Origin of the sequence: Novosphingobium aerophilum (assembly GCF_014230305.1) — a bacterium.
In the GTDB taxonomy this organism is placed as follows: Bacteria; Pseudomonadota; Alphaproteobacteria; order Sphingomonadales; family Sphingomonadaceae; genus Novosphingobium; species Novosphingobium aerophilum.
This window is the reverse complement of sequence record NZ_JACLAU010000052.1, coordinates 1-16,922: the sequence shown is the minus strand read 5'-3', so window position 1 is coordinate 16,922 and position 16,922 is coordinate 1. Positions and strand designations below refer to the sequence as shown.

The following is a 16,922-nucleotide window of genomic DNA, read 5'->3' as shown; positions in this document are numbered from 1 at the left end:
GATGGTCGCTCGGGCAGACCAGCATGATCGCCTCGGGCGGCAGCCGCAGGGCCGCCAGCGCGATCGCCGCCGCGGTGTTGCGGGCCGCCGGCTCGACCACGATCTCGCCCCCGCGCGGTCCCAGTTGGGCTTCGACATGGGGAAGGTGCGCCGTGCCCGTGACGACCAGCGGCGCCGTGAACCGCGCCTCGTCCGCGCAGCGCGCCAGGGTCGCCTCGAACAGCGTCCCCTCGCCCACCAGCGGCAGGAACGGCTTGGGCTTGGCCGCCCGGCTGCGCGGCCACAGCCGCGTGCCACTGCCGCCACAAAGAACAACCGGGGTGAGTTTGTGAGCCATTGTCAGGACTCTTGTGGGATTAGTCGGAGCGAGCCTTCAGCAGGGAACGCGAGCCAATGCAACAACTCTGACCTTGGATTTATCGGTGATTTCAATTCTTCATTTAAAACCCGACCTCGGGTCAACTTCTTCAGTGAATTGTTGCAAGGTTTCAGAGTGAGAACTGTCCTGGCAAGATAAGCTGAACCTTGTTGCCCTGGTCGATCTTTCATGACGGATTCGCCCGAAGGCGATGATCGGATGACAATGTCCGACTGTCTGGTGCGGTCGAGAAGACTCGAACTTCCACGGGCTTTCGCCCACAACGACCTCAACGTTGCGCGTCTACCAATTCCGCCACGACCGCTAAATCGACAGGATCGGCTTCGCTGTGGAAGACCGCCCCGCGGGGTAGGAGCGGGCCCGTAGCAAACCGGTCGGGGGGGCGCAAGCGCCGATGTGCGGTTTTGGCCGGGCCCGGGCGGCCGGCTCGGGTCAGCCGGGAGTCCAGCCATAAAGCACGGCAACGGCCGTGGCGGGTACGTCAGTGCGCGCTTCGTTGATCGTCACGCTTTCCCCGGGGGCGAGCTGCCGCTTGGGCGGCGCGATGTCGAACTGGTACACAGTCAGGCCCTGCTTGTCCTGCAGCACGAACCGGATCGAGGGCACGGTGCGGCGTTCCTTGCCGACGTTGGTGACCTTGCCGCTGATCCCGAAGAACTTCGTCCCGTTGGGCAGGGTGCGGCGATCCATGCGGTTGGGCGGAAAGTCCAGGGTCAGGTCGGGCTGGGCATCGGCGAAGGACTGGCGGGCGAGCGGGGCCCAGTCGGGCAGGCCGTACCAGGCGACCGCCGCGATCCCCACGCAGGCCACCACGGCGAAGGCCGCCGCACCCAGCGTGTAAATCTTCAGCCAGTTGCGGCGCGGGCGGAACGGGGGTTCGTGGGCGAAGGTCGACGCACCATAGCCCAGGCTGTCATCATCGTCGTAGACCCGCGGCGGGATCGGGTCCGGCGTCGGAGCGCTGGCGGCTGGCGAGGCGGCGACCGGATAGTCCGGGACAGGCGGGGGCGCCACCGGCCGCTCGGCAACCGCCGAGCCCGCGGTCCGGAACGCATCCGCTTGAGGCTGATCGGGCCGGTCCGCATCCGGCCGCGGCATGGCGGATGGGGCAGGCTCCCGTTGCGGCACGGGGGCGGGCGTTGCCGGACGCGGTTCGGCTCGGTCGGCCGGAATGGCGATCTCGGGCCCGGCCTGGAACCAACTGTGGCGGCACTTGGCGCATCGCACCGTACGGCCATCGACGCCGATGGCGCTGTCGGGCACGACGTACCGGGTCGCGCAGGCAGGGCAGGCGATGATCATTCATCCCGTCATGCCCTGCCCCGGGCGGTGCGACAAGGCCGCCACGGCCAAGCTGTTCGCGCACGCCCCTTTTTTCCACATCGATTGGTGGCTATAGCATCCGGAGAGGTGAGGTTCGGGCCCGGTCGGCAAGCAGCGCGACCCCGGGTTCAGGGGGATTGACCGAAGGTGATGAAGTTGAGCCCGGCATGATCGGCCCCTGCAGGGCTCCCGCGCCATGACGGCGGCGGCCGGGGGCGAGATCGTCCAGTTCGACAACGTCGGTTTGCGGTATGAAAGCAGCCGCGAGGTGTTGAGCGACGTTTCGTTCACGCTCTATCCGGGCAGCTTCTATTTCCTCACCGGGGCGAGCGGAGCGGGCAAGACCTCGTTGCTGCGGCTGCTCTACCTGGCGCAGCGTCCCTCGCGCGGGGTGGTGCGGATGTTCGGCACCGACACGATCACCCTGCCGCGCGACCGGCTGCCCCTGCTGCGCCGCCGCCTGGGGGTGGTGTTTCAGGACTTCCGTCTGGTTCCGCACCTGTCTGCCTTCGACAACGTGGCCCTGCCGCTGCGCGTGGCGGGGGTGGCGGAAAGCGAGCTGGCCCAGCCGGTTCGCGACATGCTGGAATGGGTTGGGCTGGCCGATCGCATGGCGGCGCGGCCGGCCACCCTATCCGGTGGCGAACAGCAGCGCGTGGCCATCGCCCGCGCGGTGATCGGTCGTCCGCAGTTGCTGGTGGCTGACGAACCGACCGGAAACGTCGATCCCGAGATGGCGGTCAAGCTGCTCCGCCTGTTCGAGGCGATGAACCGCCTGGGCACGACGGTGGTGGTGGCGACTCACGATGCCCACCTGCTGCGCCAGGTGCCCGACAGCCTGATCATGCGGCTTGACCGGGGACGCTTGTCCGATCCCACCGGGGCGCTGCGCTATCCGCCGCGTCGTGCGGTCGGGCCGCTCTGAGGGTTGCGGCATGGACGAACCTGACAGCTTCGCCACCCAGCGCCGGCTCAGCGAGCCGGCCGGCCCGACCGGACCCGAGGACAATGCGGGGACCGACCGTCGCCGCTGGTCTCGGCAGGAGCGGGCCCAGGCCCAGATCGTGCCGCAGGAGCGCCTGCAGGGCCCAATCCCCTGGGTGATCGCGATCATGGTCGGGCTGATGGTGATTGCCGCGGCCGGGGCCCTGGCCCTGCGCAACACTGGCCGCGCGGCGACCTCCGACCTGGCTGGCGGGATCACCGTCCAGATTGTCGAGGCCCGGCCCGAGGTGCGGGCCCGGCTGGCCGAACGGGCCGCCCTGGTCCTGCGCGAACAGCCCGGGGTCAGCGACGTCGAGCTGGTGCCGCAGGGCGAGCTCGACGCGCTGGTCGAACCCTGGCTGGGGCAGGACGCGCCCGAGATCGAGGACAGTGCCGGCGGTTCGGCCTATGCCGATCTCCCGGTCCCCGCGCTGATCGACGCGCGGCTGGCAGGTCCGGCCGATCCGGCGCGGCTGGCCGCGCTGCGGGCAGTGCTCCAGCGCGAGGTGCCCGCCGCCCGGGTCGATGCCCAGTCGACCTGGCTGACCCCGGTGTTCGGCGCGATCGAATCGCTCACCTGGCTGGCGCTGGCGCTGATCGTCCTGCTCGGGCTGGCCACCGGCGCGGCGGTGCTGCTGGCGGCGCGGACGGCCCTGGGCAACAACCGTGGCACGATCGAGATCGTTCACCTGCTGGGCGGTACCGATGCCCAGATCGCGCAGATCTTCCAGCGATCGACCGCGATCGACGCGGCGGGAGGCAGTATCGCGGGCTTTGCCGCGGCCTGGATCGTGGTCGTGCTGCTGGGCCGCACGTTCGGCGCGCTGCAGGCCGGGCTGGTGACCGGAGGGGCGCTGGGCTGGTCGGACTGGGCGGTGCTGGCGCTGATTCCGGTGGGTGCGGTGGCCCTGGCAACGCTGACCGCCCGCTGGACCGTGATGCGCGCGCTCAAGGGCATGCTATAGGCGTGGCATGATCCGTCGGCTGGTCTCGTCCCTCGCCCTGATCTGGGTGCTCGGGTTCCTCTGGTTCGCGATCCTCTTGCCGCGCCCGGCCGGCACGGTGAAGACCGACGGCGTGGTCGCCCTGACCGGTTCGGGCGGGCGGATCGAGCGCGGGATCGCGGTGATCGAGCATCACCTGGCGCCGCGTTTGCTGGTCTCCGGGGTCGACCGCGAGGTGCGTCCGCGCGAGTTCGCGGCGGAGTACCGCATCGACGATGGCCTGCTGCGCTGCTGCATCACGCTGGGTTACGAATCGGTGGATACCCGCAGCAACGCGCGCGAGGCGGCCCGGTGGATCGCCCGGCACAAGATGCATTCGGTGCGACTGGTCACCAGCGACTGGCATATGCGCCGCGCCGCCTTCGACCTGGCCCAGGTTGCGCCGGCCGGGGTCATCGTGATCGAGGATGCCGTGCCGACCCAACCCAGCTTCTATGCGTTGTTCCTGGAGTACCACAAGCTGATCGCCCGGGTGATCCAGCGGACCTGGGGTGACTGACCGACCATGACGCATGCCCATCGGACCGCGACCACAGCAGGCCATGTCCTGCGCTCGATCCTCTATTACGTGCTGTTCTACGGCGGATCGGTCCTGCTTGGCCCGGTGGTGGCGACGCGAATGCTGCTGCCGGGCACGGGGTTCGTCCAGACGGTGCACGCCTGGACCCGCTGGCACAGGTGGTGCGTGGTCCATGTGCTGGGCATCGCGATCCGGATCGAGGGCCCCGTGCCGAGCGGCCCTTTGCTGGTCGCGCTCAAGCATGAAAGCCTGTTCGAGGCGCTCGATCTGCCGGTGCTGCTGGATCGCCCGGCGGTCTTCGCCAAGATGGAACTGCTGCGGGTGCCGGCCTGGGGCAAGGCGGGCCGCCGCTATGGCCTGATCGGGGTCGAACGCGATCAGGGCGCCAAGGCCCTGCGGCAGATGATCGCCGAGGCGCGCCAGCGTACCGCCGAAGGGCGGGTCCTGGCGATCTTTCCCGAAGGCACCCGGGTCCCCCATGGTCGGCAGCCGCCGCTGCAATCGGGCTTCGCCGGCGTCTACAAGCTGCTCGGCCTGCCGGTGGTGCCGGTGGCGCTCGACAGCGGGGCGCTGTTCCGGGGGCGCTGGAAGCGCCGCGGGACGATCACCTACCGCTTCGGCGAGACGATCCCGCCCGGCCTTCCGCGCGAGGAGATCGAGGCGCGGGTTCACGCCGCGATCAATGCGCTGAACCCGGTCGAGCGCGCGTGAGCCCGCCCCGCAAGACCCGCCGGCCATGGTACAAGGTGCTTGGGCCCGGGCTGGTCACCGGGGCGGCCGACGATGATCCCAGCGGGGTCGGCACATACAGCCAGGTCGGCGCCCAGTTCGGCTATGGCATGGCCTGGACGCTGTTCTTCGGCTTTCCGCTGCTGGCCTCGATCCAGGCGGTCTGTGCCCAGATCGGGGCGGTGACCGGCAAGGGCATCTCGCAGAACCTGCGCCAGCACTATCCTCCGGCGCTGTTGCGCGGTGTGGTCACGCTGCTGCTGATCGCCAATGTCATCAACATCGGCGCCGATCTGGGCGCCATGGCGGAATCGCTGGCCCTGCTGCTGCCCGGCCCGGCCCTGGCCTATGTCGCCATGTTCGGGGTGCTCTCGGTCGGGCTCGAGATCTGGCTGAGCTACGATCGCTATGCCGGCATCCTCAAATGGTCGACCTTGTCGCTGTTCGCTTATGTCGCGGTGGTTTTTGTCGCCCGGGTCCCCGCGGGCGAGGCCCTGCGCGGGACGCTGGTGCCGTCGTTCCGGTTCGGCCAGGACGAGGCCATGGCGCTGGTCGCGATCTTCGGCACAACGATCAGCCCCTACCTGTTCTTCTGGCAGGCCGGGCAGGAGGTGGAGGAACAGCGTCGCCGCCACGTCAAGCCGCTGATGGTCTCGCCGCGCCGCATGGCCGGTCCGGAACTGGCCCGCATTCGCACCGACACGCTGATCGGGATGGGCTTTTCGCACATCGTTGCCCTGTTCATCGTCGTGGCGACCGCGGCGACCCTGCATGCCCATGGCGTGACCCGGATCGAAAGCGCCGCCCAGGCGGCCGGCGCGCTCCGCCCGATCGCCGGGGACCTGGCCTTTGCCCTGTTCGCGGTGGGGATCATCGGCACCGGGCTGCTCGCCGTGCCCGTCCTCGCCGGATCGGCGGCCTATGCGGTGAGCGAGGCGTTCGGCTGGGCCGAAGGGCTGAACCGGCGCCCGCGCGAGGCCCGGGCCTTCTACGCGGTGATCGCCCTGGCCACGGCGGGAGGGATCGCGCTCAACCTGCTGGCGATCGATCCGATGCGCGCGCTGTACTGGAGCGCGGTGGTCAATGGCCTGCTCGCCCCGCCGCTGATGGTCGTGACCATGCTGATCGCCCGCAATCCGCGGGTGATGCACCGGCTGACGATTTCCCCGCTGCTGACGCTCGGCGGGTGGCTTTCCACCGCCGTGATGGGGGTGGTCGCGCTGGTCTTTCTGCTCAGTTGAGCGGCTTGAGCGGGAGACGCCGGATCAGAACCCGGCCTTGACCCCCACGACGACAACACGGCTTTTGGCGTCCTGATCTGACCAGGTGCTGCCGTCAGGGAAATTGCCGCCGGACAGGAAGTTGAGTGGGACAAAGCCCTTGACGCGGACATATTCGCCGAACAGCTCGATGGTCTCGCCGAGCTGTTGCGCCAGCCCCAGGGTGAGCTGATCCTGACGATGCCACGGCGATCCGACGGCACCCGGGATGAATTTGCTGTATTCGGCACTCACCCGCAGACCGTCGACCAGCTTGGGTCGATAGCGCGCGCCGACGGTGAAAGCGCTGACCCTCGAGGCGGGGAAGAGCGACAGTGGGTTATTCGGGTCCGGCACGCGGGTGCCCGGCCAGATCCGGGTGGTGCGCGAAAGTTCGCCAATCAGGCGCAGCCGGCCGGCATCGAGCCGTCCATAGACTGACCACGCCGGCACTGCCACGCTGCAGGCCCCAAAATGCTGGACAGGATAGGGCTGGCAATAGGCCGAACCGCGCAGATAGCTTGCTCCCGCCATGAAGCTGGTGTCTGGCGAGATGCGCACTGTATAGCTGCCATCGATCGCGAAGTTGTTCAGCTTGGACGGCACGGCGGTCCCGTCGACCGGCATGTTGGCGCTGCGGAACTGCGCCCCGCCGACCACGGCCATGCCCCGCAGGCTCAAACTGCCGTCATAGTAGCCGAGCAGGCCGCCGTAGGCGAGCGGGGCGAAGGCATGCCAGACCGAACTGTTGGAAAACGGGCTGACCGAATCCTGCAGGCCGAAAGGCACGTCGAGCTTGCCGGCGGCTGCATAGATCGGCCGTTTGGCAAGGTTGCCCCACAACATATAGGCCTTGCGCACCTGAACCTGGTTGCGGGTCAGGGCCGTCAGCGTCCCCGCTCCAAAGCTCTGTTCCGGATCGTAGAGCATCTCGACATAACCGGTGAAGTCGGGATGGGGGTTGAATGTGAAGGCCAACTGAGCGCTGTTGACCGTGATTTCCTGCGTGTCGAAGGTGCGCTGATTGTTGCCCGTGGGGTGGCGCATCAGATAGCCGAACTTGTTGGCGCGGTTGGAATGGTGGAAATCGCCAATCACCACCACGCGACCGCTGACGGTGACGGTGTTGTCGAGCTGGCCGTCGCGTCGGGCGCGCAGTTGGATCAAGGTACGATCGTTTACCCCTTCGGTGTGCTCTAGGATCGCGCGGCTGTAGGCCGGGCTCAGCCCGATCGTCTGGCGCGGAACTGGTGCCGACGCGGCGACCGGCGCGGCGGCAAGCATAAGGTCATCTGGCGCTGATGCGGCAGCAGGTGTTGTCTGCGGAGAAGGTGCGGGAACCGGTGCCGCAGCCTGCGCAGCAGCCTGTTCACGCAGTGCCTGGACCTCAGCCTGGAGGCGCGCGTTGGCTTCTTCGAGCCGCTTCAGCCGGACGTTCCAGTCGGGATCGGCCGCTTGGGCCAGCGCCGGGCTCGACATCAGGATGAAGGCCGGAACCAAAAGGGTCGACGTGGTGCGGAGCCTCGTTTTCATTGATCACTGTCCTGATCGGGCACTTCGTTCAGCGTGCGGTCTTCATGGCGCCCTGAAAGGCCAGCGCGTGCTGGCGGATTTCAGGGTTACCGGGCATGGCGGCGAGCGCGCGACGCATCAGATCAACCGCCTCGGGCGTGGCGCCACCGGATCGGAACAGCGCCCAGGCCAGGGTGTCGAGTACGATCGGGTCGTTCGGTGCTGCAGCCAGGGCGCGTCGGCCGATGGCAACCGCCCGAGGCAGATCGCCCAGTTGGGTGGCTGCCATTGCGGCATTGTTGAGCAGGATGACGTTGGAGCTGGCCGGGTCCTTGGCGAGAAGCTGAGTGTAGATGGTGTTGGCCTTGGCCCAATCGCCGGCCCGAATTGCCGCGTCGGCGGCAGCGAGCTGCTGGCCCTGAGGTCCTGGATTGGCCGCCGCGGCCTGGCGTGATTTGTACGTTGCGGACGAGGGCAGCCCCAGCTGCGCGGTAAGGTCCGCCGCCATGCCGAGCACCGCGGCGGGCGCATTGGCCGCGTCGGCCACAGGCTGCAGCGCCTTCCAGGCGGCGTCACGGTCGCCCAGTGCCAGATAGGATTCGGCGAGGGCTACGCGAGCACGGCCGTCTTCACCCCCTTGCTGGAGGAACCTGTTGAGCAGCGCCACCGCCTGTTCATGCTGGCCGCGCTTTGTGGCAACCAGTCCTGACAACATCACCGCTGGCGGAAACTGTCCGACCTCTCCCAGCCCGAGCAGGATCGAGTTGGCTTCCTCGGTCTTGCCGGCGTCGAACGCCAGTTGAGCACGGAAGTAGCCGACGGCGATGGCGTTCTGGCCCATGGCATTCGCCGCAGCATCCAGAATCGCCTTGGCGCCATCGCGATCGCCGCGGTCATAGGCGATGGTGGCCTTGCCGAGCATGGCGGTCTGGTGTTTGGGACGCAGCGCGAGGACGGCGTCAAAATGCCGATCGGCTTCGTCCAGCTTGCCGCCGATCAGCGCCACCCTGGCGGCCAAGAGCTGGGCGGGCACATCCTTGGGGCTGGCCTTGACCGCCTCCGCCGCCATCTGCCCCGCCCGGTCACGGTCGCCGTCCTGAAGTGCCCGTTCGCCGACCAGCACCTTCAGATCGGTCGATTGCGGATAGGCGGCAAGACCCTTGGCCAGAAGCGCGTCCGCAGCATCGAAGTCGCCCGTGGCCATCTTCGCGCCAGCGGCCACGGCATAGGCCAGGCCATCGGAGTAAGGACCATTCCCCAGGAGATCGAGCGCCTCGCGCGGTTGACCGGCCATCAGCCGGGTCTTGGCCAGCAGCACCTTGGCACGGCTGCCCATGGCGGGATCGTTGAGCAAGGCTTGAAACTTGGTCTGGGCGCGATCGTAGTTGCCGAGCGCCAGTGCGATCTGTCCATCGAGGAAGGCGATTCGGGGGTCACCCGGATTGGCCTCACCGGCCGCAAGTGCTGCCTTTTGGGCGGTCAGGATGTCGCCCGCGTTAATCAACGCCTCGATATCGTCCGGTTTCGGCACAGAAGGCGATCCGCACGCGGCAAGTGCGAAAAAAAGAGCAGAAATGGCCGCCTTGGAAGCTCTCATTGTCTTGTCCCGCGTCGTTCCGCAGCGAATGAAGGCGCTACGGACTGCGTCGACGCGGTGTCTCGAGAGGCGAACCAACCGCTCCCGACCGGGCTCCACGCCAACAGTTCACTCGCAACGGGGTAACGAACAATGCTTAAGACTTCGCTCAAAGCGCTCGCCGCCGTCGCTGCCCTCGCCGCAGTGAGCCCGGCCTCGGCCGCAACCTACACCTACACGATGACGAACAACGATGTTCTGACCATCGACAACGTGCTGAACACCGCCACCTTCAAGGGCGCGACCATCAACGCCTCCATGAAGAGCGCCGACTTCTCGAAGTTCATCGGCGGCGCCACGCCGACCTTCACCGCCGTGCTCTCGGCGCTGGACGGCACCCGTCTGATCAACGGTCAGTGGCTGACCGACAACCCGCTCAACGCGACCACCACGCACCCGCAGAAGCTGATCATGAGCGGGTCGAGCGTGAACCTGTGGGCCTGGTGGGGCAACCCGATCCAGGGCGGCGACTACGTCACCACCATCAAGAACTACAGCGCGGTTCCCGAGCCGGGCATGGTCGGCCTGCTGGGCGCCAGCGTCCTTGGCCTGGCCTTCGCCCGCCGCCGCAAGGCTGTTGCCGCCTGAGGCCATGCCGCACGCCTGTCGCCCGAGGCCCATCCTCGCCGGCGATACGAAAAATCCCGCCTCACCGGCGGGGTTTTTTGTTGCTGCGTCGTCCGGGGGAGGGCCTGCCCGTGGCGGGCTCCCGGGCGCGGTGGACAGGTTCGACACCACAGGGAATAGCCGGGATGGGTGGGGAGCGGACGTTGGGCGGCTCGACGAATGGAGTCACCAACTCCACAGTCGGATATACCCAAACCGCGCTCAGGCTGAGCCTGTCGAAGCCCATGTGATGCGGTTGAGCTGGGTATGCGGATCGTTCCATCTGGGGGCACGGTCGCAGGAATGTGGGGCGGATGCCTGCGCGTGGCCTTCGACAGGCTCAGGCTGAGCGGGGCTTGGTGCGGAAACAGAGCGGGATTTCACTACTGATCCCGGCCGAAACCCGACTTCACCTCAATTCAAACGCCTAGCCGTCGCTCTGGTGATCGCCGCGGCCGAAGTCGGGCCGGGCGTCGTCCTGGCCTTCGGCGATGATCGACCGGCGGATCGCGCGGGTGCGGGTGAACTGGTCGAACAGCATCTCACCATCGCCCTTGCGGATTGCCTTCTGCAATTCGGTCAGGTCTTCGGTGAAGCGCTGCAGCATTTCCAGCACCGCATCGCGGTTGGACAGGAACACATCGCGCCACATCGTCGGATCCGATGCGGCGATCCGGGTGAAGTCGCGGAAGCCGCCGGCCGAATACTTGATCACCTCGCTGCGGGTCACCTCTTCCAGGTCCGATGCCGTGCCGACGATGGTGTAGGCGATCAGGTGGGGCAGGTGGCTGGTCACCGCCAGCACCAGATCGTGGTGCTCGGGGGTCATGATCTCCACCGTCGCCCCGATCGCTTCCCAGAACCGGCTGAGCGAATCGAGCTTGGCGATGCTGGCCTCGGCGGGCGGGGTGATGATGCACCAGCGCTTGCGGAACAGGGCGGCGAAGCCGGCATCGGGGCCGGAATGCTCGGTCCCGGCGACGGGGTGGGCCGGGATCACGTCGATCCCGGGCAGGGCCTGGGTCAGTTCGCGCACCACGGTCTGCTTGGACGAACCGACATCGCTGACCAGCGCATCGGGCGCCAGGGCTCCCGCCACGCTGGCGGCGGCGGCACTCATCGCGCCCACGGGCACGCAGAAGATCACCAGGTCGGCCCCCGCGACGGCCTCGGCCGCGGTCTCGGGCACCAGGGCCGCCAGCCCGCGTTCCCGGGCCCGGGCCCGCGTGGCCGGATCGAGGTCGAACCCGCTGGTCCGCACCCCCGGCAGGTGCTGCTGGACGGCCAGCCCGATCGACCCGCCGAGCAGTCCCAGGCCGATGATCGCGACGTGGCGGAAGGGCATCAGCCGGCCCCGGTCAGGCGCCGCAGCACGGCCGTGACATCGTCCATCTGGGCCGAGGTCCCGATCGTGATGCGCAGCGCCTGCGGCAGGCCCTGATTGGGCAGCCAGCGGACAATGTAGCCCGCCTCGGCGAGCGCCTGATAAGCGGTCTCGGCGCTGAGCGCGCCTTCGAACAGGACCAGCACGAAGTTGGCCTGGCTGGGCAGGGGGCGCAGGCCGTGGTTGCCCATCGCCTCGAGCGCGGCGACGAAGCGGGCCCGTTCGGCGGCGTTGTGTTCGCGCGCACGGGTGACGAAGGCCTGGTCGGCCACCGCCGCCAGGGCCATAGCTTGCCCGCTATTCGTCACGTTGAACGGCCCGCGGATGCGGTTGAGCGCGTCGATCAGCCCGGGCGCGCCGGTGCCCCAGCCGATCCGTTCGCCGGCCAGGCCATAGATCTTCGAGAAGGTCCGCGTGACCAGCACATTGTTGTGGGCCGCGGCCAGGGCCAGGGCGCCGTCGTCATCCTCGGGCGCCAGGTATTCGGCATAGGCCTGGTCGAGCACCACCAGCACGTCGGCCGGCAGTCCGGCGTGGAGCCGGGCGATCTCGCCGCGGGGCAGGAAGCTGCCGGTGGGATTGTTCGGATTGGCGACGAAGACCACCCGGGTGCGTTCGGTCACCAGTGCCAGCAGGGCATCGACATCGGTGCCGTAATCGGCATCGGGCGCGACCACCGGGGTTGCCCCGCAGCGCCGCGCGGCGATGTCGTAGACCGAGAAGCCATAACGGACGTAGATCACCTCGTCCCCGGGGCCGGCATAGGCCTGGGCGGCGATGTGGAGGATCTCATCCGATCCGGTGCCCATCACGATGCGGGCCGGGTCGATCCCGTGGCGTTCGCCCAGCGCGGCGCGCAGCGCCTTGCTGTCCGGATCGGGATAGGCCGCAGGGGCAACCGCCTCGGCCCGGGCCGCCAGGGCCAGGGCACTGGTGCCCAGCGGGTTCTCGTTGGCGGACAGCTTGATCAGCGGGCGGCCGTCGGCGCCGGCGGACTTGCCGGGAACATAGGCCTGGATCGCGCTGATCCAGCTCTTGGGCACGGGCGCGGTGGTCATGGTGGCGCGCTTTAGGGGGCATCGCGGGCGGGGGCAATGGGTTGGGTGGCGCTCACCCGCTCCTCCGACGCAAACCATCGTCATCCTGAAACACGTTCAGGATGACGAACCGTGCCGCTGTGACAGTCGGGTGGGTCTGGCCCATCATTGTCCCACCCCATCCCGCCATTGACACGGAGCCGACTTTCCCGGCAATCCCGCGCCTCCGATGGCGACTGCTCCGCTCCCTGCTGCCAGCCAGGTGCTCGACCTGACCGCACCCCTGCCGCTCGATTGCGGCAAGGACCTGCCCGGCGTGCGCATCGCTTACGAGACTTACGGCACGCTGGATGCCGAAGCGTCGAACGCGATCCTGATTTGCCATGCCCTGACCGGCGACCAGTACGTCGCCAGCCCGCACCCGATCACCGGCAAGCCGGGCTGGTGGGTGCGCATGGTCGGGCCGGGGCTGCCGATCGACACCGATCGCCACTTCGTGATCTGCGCCAACGTGATCGGCAGTTGCATGGGATCGACCGGCCCGGCCAGTCCCGCGCCCGATGGCCAGCCCTGGGCCATGCGCTTTCCGGTGATCACCATCCGCGACATGGTGCGCGGCCATATCGCGCTGCTGGATGCCCTGGGGATCGCCCGGCTCCATGCCGTGGTGGGCGGATCGATGGGCGGGATGCAGGCGCTCAGCCTGGCCGCCAACTTCGCCGATCGGGTCGAACGCGCGCTGGTGATCGCCTCGACCGCGCGCCATTCCGCGCAGAACATCGCCTTTCACGAGGTGGGTCGCCAGGCGATCATGGCCGATCCCGAATGGCGCGGCGGGGATTACTACGCGGCGGCCGGCAAGGGGCCCGAAAAGGGGCTGGCCGTGGCGCGGATGGCCGCGCACATCACGTACCTGTCCGAAGAGGGCATGCACGAGAAGTTCGGCCGCAACCTGCAGGACCGCGATGCCAAGACCTTCGGCTTCGATGCCGATTTCCAGGTCGAAAGCTATCTGCGCCACCAGGGCCTGTCGTTCACCGACCGCTTCGACGCCAATGCCTATCTCTACATCACCCGGGCCATGGACTATTTCGACCTGGCCGAGGAACACGGCGGACGGCTGGCCTCGGCCTTCGCCGGATCGCGCACGCGGTTCTGCCTGGTCAGCTTCGATACCGACTGGCTTTACCCGACCGCGGAAAGCCGCCGGATCGCCCACGCGCTGAATGCGGCGGGATGCCCGGTCAGCTTCATGGAACTGTCCGCTCCGTTCGGGCACGACAGCTTCCTGCTGGACGTGCCCACGCTGGACCGGGTGGTCGCCGGGTTCCTCGGATGACCGCCCCCCTGCGCCCCGACCTGGCGATCATCGCCGCCAATGTCGCGCCCGGATCAAGCGTGCTCGATGTCGGCTGCGGCGATGGCGCGCTGCTCTCCGCCCTGCGTGAGCGGCACTGCGATGCCCGCGGCATGGAGCTTGATCCCGCCAACGTGGCGCAATGCGTGGCCCGCGGGCTCTCGGTCATCCAGGGCGATGCCGACGCCGACCTGTCGTTCTATCCCGACGCCTCGATCGACTATGCGATCCTCAGCCAGACGCTGCAGACCACCAAGCGCCCCGATCTGGTGCTGGAGGAGCTGCTGCGGATCGGGCGGCGCGCCGTGGTCAGCTTCCCCAACTTCGCCCACTGGCGGGTGCGGCTGGCGCTGCTGTGGGGCGGGCGGATGCCGGTCACCCGGCTGCTGCCGGTGGCCTGGTATGAAACGCCCAACATCCACCACGTCACGATCGACGATTTCCGCGCCCTGCTGAAGGATCGCGGCATCCGGGTGGAGCAGGCGTGGTTCCTCAAGGGCGATCGCCTGACCGGCGCCGCGGCGGCAAACCTGCGCGCCGAGCACGCGGTGTTCCTGCTGTCGCGCTGAGCGGCCAGAGCATCCTGGCGTGAACCGGGCGCCGCTGGGCGCCCGGTCCGGAGCCGATCACCCCAACGGATGCGTGCCGCACAGCTTGTTGCCGTCCGGATCGCGCAGATAGGCCAGGTACATGTTGAAGGTGGGACGCACGCCCGGCGGGTCTTCGCAGGCGGTGCCGCCGGCGGCCTGTCCCGCGGCCCACCAGGCATCGACCATCTCGGGGCTGTCCAGATGCAGGCCGATCGTCCCGCCATTGGCGGCGCAGGCGGGCTGGCCGTTGATCGGGGTGGTGATCAGCAGGATGCCGCCCTTGTGGTTATAAACAATCCGCTTGCCGTCCGGGGTGAGGGTGCCGGCGGATCCGCCCGCTGCGGCGAAGATGGCGTCATAGAAAGCCTTGGACCTGGCGATGTCGTTGCTGCCCAGCATGATATGAGTGAACACGTTCGTCTCCCGTTTGGTTCACCGAACCTAGATCGGCCATCGCTCGGGTCAAGCCGGTCCCGAGGCCGCGCGCCTGCGGGTTATGCACTGGAAAAAAGCGCCTTTCGCGGTTGATCTTCGCGTCGGGCCTGCGGCATGGGCTTAAGCCATGTGGCAGCTTTACCAGTTTCCGCTCTGCCCGTTCAGCCGCAAGGTCCGCCTGCTGCTCGCGGAGAAGGGCATCGGCTACGAACTGTGGCGGGAGAACCCGTGGGAGGCGCGGGACGAATTCGTCCGGATGAATCCCGCCGCCCGCACCCCGGTGATCCGCAACGATCAGCGTGACATCACCCTGGTCGATAGCCGGGCGATCTGCGAGTACTTCGAGGAAACCGTCGACCGCAATCCGTTGATCAACGGCACGGCGGCCAACCGCGCCGAGACCCGCCGGCTGGTCGCCCTGTTCGATGAGAATTTCTTCGGCGACGTCACCGCCCCGCTGGTGCACGAGCGGATGAAGAAGCGCCTGGTCTATCGCCAGTCGCCCGACAGCCGGGTGCTGCGCGAGGCGATGAAGCTGGCGCACGAGCATCTCTACTACATCGATTACCTGGTCGATACCCGGCCCTGGCTGGCGGGATCGATGATGAGCCTGGCCGATCTTGCCGCTGCAGCGCAAATCTCGGTGGCGGACTACCTTGGCGGGCTCGACTGGGCCGGGCACGAACAGGCCAAGGCCTGGTATTCGGTGTTCAAGAGCCGCCCGAGCTTCCGCCCGCTGCTGGCCGAGCGGATGGAAGTGATCCAGCCGCCGAGCCATTATGCCGATGTGAACTGGTAGGGCCGACGTGAACCGGTAAGCCGGGCGGCCCGAGGGCGTTTTACCCCGCCAGGCCGCGCTTGCTGCCGAAGCGGCCGTGGCTGCGGAAGCGGACCATCCAGCGATCAAGGAACAGCTCCAGCGGCCGCGCCTGCACGCCCAGCTCGGCCAGGCCCGGCAGCCCGGTCGACACATTGCCGGCCTTGAGCAGGGCCAACTGGTCCAGCGAGATCGGGGTGAGCGGGAGGGCGGCGATCAGCTTGGCCACGGCATCGGGCAGCGGCGCGAACAGTGTGCGACGGCCCTGGGCGCAGGCGATGCGCTGGTTGAGCTGGAACATGGTCAGCACCTCGGGCCCGACCAGCTCGAAGGTCTTGCCCCCGAAGGCCTCGGGGTTGCCCAGGGCATTGGCCACGGCCTCGGCCGCATCGTCGACGAAGACGGGCTGCAGCTTGGCCTCGGGGCCGAACACCGGCAGGACCGGAGCCTGGGCGATCAGCCCGGCGAACATGTTGATGAACTGGTCGTCGGGCCCGAAGATCACCGAGGGGCGCAGGATCGTCGCGGCGGGGAAGGCGGCAAGCACGGCCGCCTCGCCCAGGGCCTTGGTCCGCGCATAGGCGACCTTCGATTCCGCGTCGGCGCCGTTGGCCGAAACCTGGACGAAGGCACGGGCCCCGGCCGCCGCTGCGGCTGCGGCCAGCGAACCCGCGGCGCGGACATGCAGCAGGTCCAGATCGCCGCCGAACGCCCCGGCCAGATTGACCACGGCATTGGCTCCTGCGACCAGCCCGGCATGGGCCTCGGTCCGGGTCACGTCGGCCCGGACGAACTGGAGCGAGCCGAGATTGCCCAGCGGCTTGAGCCGGAACCCCTTCTCCGGATGCCGCGACACCACCCGCAACCGCGTCCCGCGGGCGAGCAGCTCCTGGGCGATATGGGTGCCGAAGTACCCGTCGCCCCCGATCAGGACGACAAGCTGGCCGTTGAGGGTGGGGGAGGGGCTGAACATGATCTGGACGGGTCCTGCTGGGCTGAGGGTGGGCTGGATTCAGGCCGCGAGCCTTGGCACAGCCGGTGACGGCGGGCAAGACGGTGGGAAAGGCACGCGAGGGTGCGTGAACACATTGCAGGGACCGAAGGCGCCTGGAATTAGACATCCAGATTCTCTCTGCACAGAGCACACGACCAACCCCTGATCGTCGTCCCGGGCTTGACCCGGGGCAGGGCTTGCGTGGAGATGTTTGGGGAAGAACAGCCGTGTCCCGGGTCCCTGACCTCCGTCAGGGCAGGCAAGCCCGGTCCCGGGTCAAGCAACCGTGGATGGTGTTTGGAATGCCGGGTCATCGCGGGCGATGGCATTGAGGATGGAGATGAGCTTCCGCACGG

17 protein-coding genes and 1 tRNA gene are annotated in these 16,922 nt (G+C 68.1%); 9 read left to right on the top strand and 9 right to left on the bottom strand.

Features of this window, described 5'->3' with window-relative positions:
- The 3 genes from H7F49_RS17655 to H7F49_RS17645 form a co-directional block, all read right to left on the bottom strand.
- The coding region (locus H7F49_RS17655) for a sugar phosphate nucleotidyltransferase (protein ID WP_185684884.1) at positions 1–337 on the bottom strand (337 nt) is incomplete at its 3' end.
- Positions 338–596: 259 nt separating this feature from the next.
- A tRNA-Leu gene (locus H7F49_RS17650) sits at positions 597–683 on the bottom strand.
- A 128-nt stretch (positions 684–811) separates the two neighbouring features.
- Positions 812–1,681: an MJ0042-type zinc finger domain-containing protein gene (locus H7F49_RS17645; protein ID WP_185684883.1), complete on the bottom strand. Its 870-nt coding sequence runs from the start codon at positions 1,679–1,681 to the stop codon at positions 812–814.
- A gap of 217 nt (positions 1,682–1,898) precedes the next feature.
- Between H7F49_RS17645 and ftsE the strand changes: the two genes are divergently transcribed.
- The 5 genes from ftsE to H7F49_RS17620 are packed head-to-tail and all read left to right on the top strand — an operon-like array spanning position 1,899 to position 6,180.
- On the top strand, positions 1,899–2,627 hold the full coding sequence (gene ftsE / locus H7F49_RS17640; protein WP_185684882.1) for a cell division ATP-binding protein FtsE: 729 nt from the start codon (positions 1,899–1,901) through the stop codon (positions 2,625–2,627).
- A gap of 10 nt (positions 2,628–2,637) precedes the next feature.
- Positions 2,638–3,651 carry a cell division protein FtsX gene (locus H7F49_RS17635; RefSeq protein ID WP_235982307.1) on the top strand — a complete coding sequence of 338 codons (1,014 nt, stop codon included), beginning with the start codon at positions 2,638–2,640 and terminating at the stop codon, positions 3,649–3,651.
- Between the two features lie 7 nt (positions 3,652–3,658).
- Positions 3,659–4,189, top strand: a complete 531-nt coding sequence (locus H7F49_RS17630; protein ID WP_185684881.1) for a YdcF family protein — start codon at positions 3,659–3,661, stop codon at positions 4,187–4,189.
- A gap of 6 nt (positions 4,190–4,195) precedes the next feature.
- Positions 4,196–4,921, top strand: coding sequence for a lysophospholipid acyltransferase family protein (locus H7F49_RS17625; RefSeq protein WP_185684880.1), 726 nt, complete (start codon positions 4,196–4,198; stop codon positions 4,919–4,921).
- The gene (locus H7F49_RS17620) at positions 4,918–6,180 is read left to right on the top strand and encodes an NRAMP family divalent metal transporter (protein ID WP_185684879.1); all 1,263 of its coding nucleotides are present in this window, start codon (positions 4,918–4,920) and stop codon (positions 6,178–6,180) included. The genes H7F49_RS17625 and H7F49_RS17620 overlap by 4 nt, the downstream gene beginning before the upstream one ends.
- A gap of 24 nt (positions 6,181–6,204) precedes the next feature.
- Here H7F49_RS17620 and H7F49_RS17615 read toward each other — a convergent pair whose 3' ends face one another.
- Both H7F49_RS17615 and H7F49_RS17610 read right to left on the bottom strand, forming a co-directional pair.
- Positions 6,205–7,731 carry a hypothetical protein gene (locus tag H7F49_RS17615; RefSeq protein WP_185684878.1) on the bottom strand — a complete coding sequence of 509 codons (1,527 nt, stop codon included), beginning with the start codon at positions 7,729–7,731 and terminating at the stop codon, positions 6,205–6,207.
- A 28-nt stretch (positions 7,732–7,759) separates the two neighbouring features.
- On the bottom strand, positions 7,760–9,307 hold the full coding sequence (locus tag H7F49_RS17610; protein WP_185684877.1) for a tetratricopeptide repeat protein: 1,548 nt from the start codon (positions 9,305–9,307) through the stop codon (positions 7,760–7,762).
- Positions 9,308–9,439: 132 nt separating this feature from the next.
- Between H7F49_RS17610 and H7F49_RS17605 the strand changes: the two genes are divergently transcribed.
- Positions 9,440–9,934: a PEP-CTERM sorting domain-containing protein gene (locus H7F49_RS17605; RefSeq protein ID WP_235982306.1), complete on the top strand. Its 495-nt coding sequence runs from the start codon at positions 9,440–9,442 to the stop codon at positions 9,932–9,934.
- Positions 9,935–10,379: 445 nt separating this feature from the next.
- Here the strand turns inward: H7F49_RS17605 and H7F49_RS17600 are convergent, their stop codons facing one another.
- Both H7F49_RS17600 and hisC read right to left on the bottom strand, forming a co-directional pair.
- Complete coding sequence (locus H7F49_RS17600; protein ID WP_185684876.1) at positions 10,380–11,297, bottom strand: prephenate/arogenate dehydrogenase family protein; 918 nt, start codon at positions 11,295–11,297, stop codon at positions 10,380–10,382.
- Positions 11,297–12,394: a histidinol-phosphate transaminase gene (hisC, locus tag H7F49_RS17595; protein WP_185684875.1), complete on the bottom strand. Its 1,098-nt coding sequence runs from the start codon at positions 12,392–12,394 to the stop codon at positions 11,297–11,299. The genes H7F49_RS17600 and hisC overlap by 1 nt, the downstream gene beginning before the upstream one ends.
- Positions 12,395–12,602: 208 nt before the next feature.
- Between hisC and metX the strand changes: the two genes are divergently transcribed.
- Positions 12,603–13,712, top strand: a complete 1,110-nt coding sequence (metX, locus tag H7F49_RS17590) for a homoserine O-acetyltransferase MetX (protein WP_185684874.1) — start codon at positions 12,603–12,605, stop codon at positions 13,710–13,712.
- A complete protein-coding gene (gene metW / locus H7F49_RS17585) occupies positions 13,709–14,299 on the top strand; it encodes a methionine biosynthesis protein MetW (protein WP_185684873.1) in 591 nt (196 codons plus the stop codon). The genes metX and metW overlap by 4 nt, the downstream gene beginning before the upstream one ends.
- Positions 14,300–14,356: 57 nt before the next feature.
- Here the strand turns inward: metW and H7F49_RS17580 are convergent, their stop codons facing one another.
- Positions 14,357–14,734 carry a VOC family protein gene (locus H7F49_RS17580; RefSeq protein WP_185684872.1) on the bottom strand — a complete coding sequence of 126 codons (378 nt, stop codon included), beginning with the start codon at positions 14,732–14,734 and terminating at the stop codon, positions 14,357–14,359.
- A 148-nt stretch (positions 14,735–14,882) separates the two neighbouring features.
- Between H7F49_RS17580 and H7F49_RS17575 the strand changes: the two genes are divergently transcribed.
- Positions 14,883–15,554: a glutathione S-transferase family protein gene (locus H7F49_RS17575; protein ID WP_185684871.1), complete on the top strand. Its 672-nt coding sequence runs from the start codon at positions 14,883–14,885 to the stop codon at positions 15,552–15,554.
- Positions 15,555–15,594: 40 nt separating this feature from the next.
- On the opposite strand, the gene H7F49_RS17570 is transcribed toward H7F49_RS17575, so the two are convergent.
- Positions 15,595–16,545, bottom strand: coding sequence for a complex I NDUFA9 subunit family protein (locus H7F49_RS17570; protein ID WP_185684870.1), 951 nt, complete (start codon positions 16,543–16,545; stop codon positions 15,595–15,597).
- Positions 16,546–16,922: the final 377 nt, after the last annotated feature.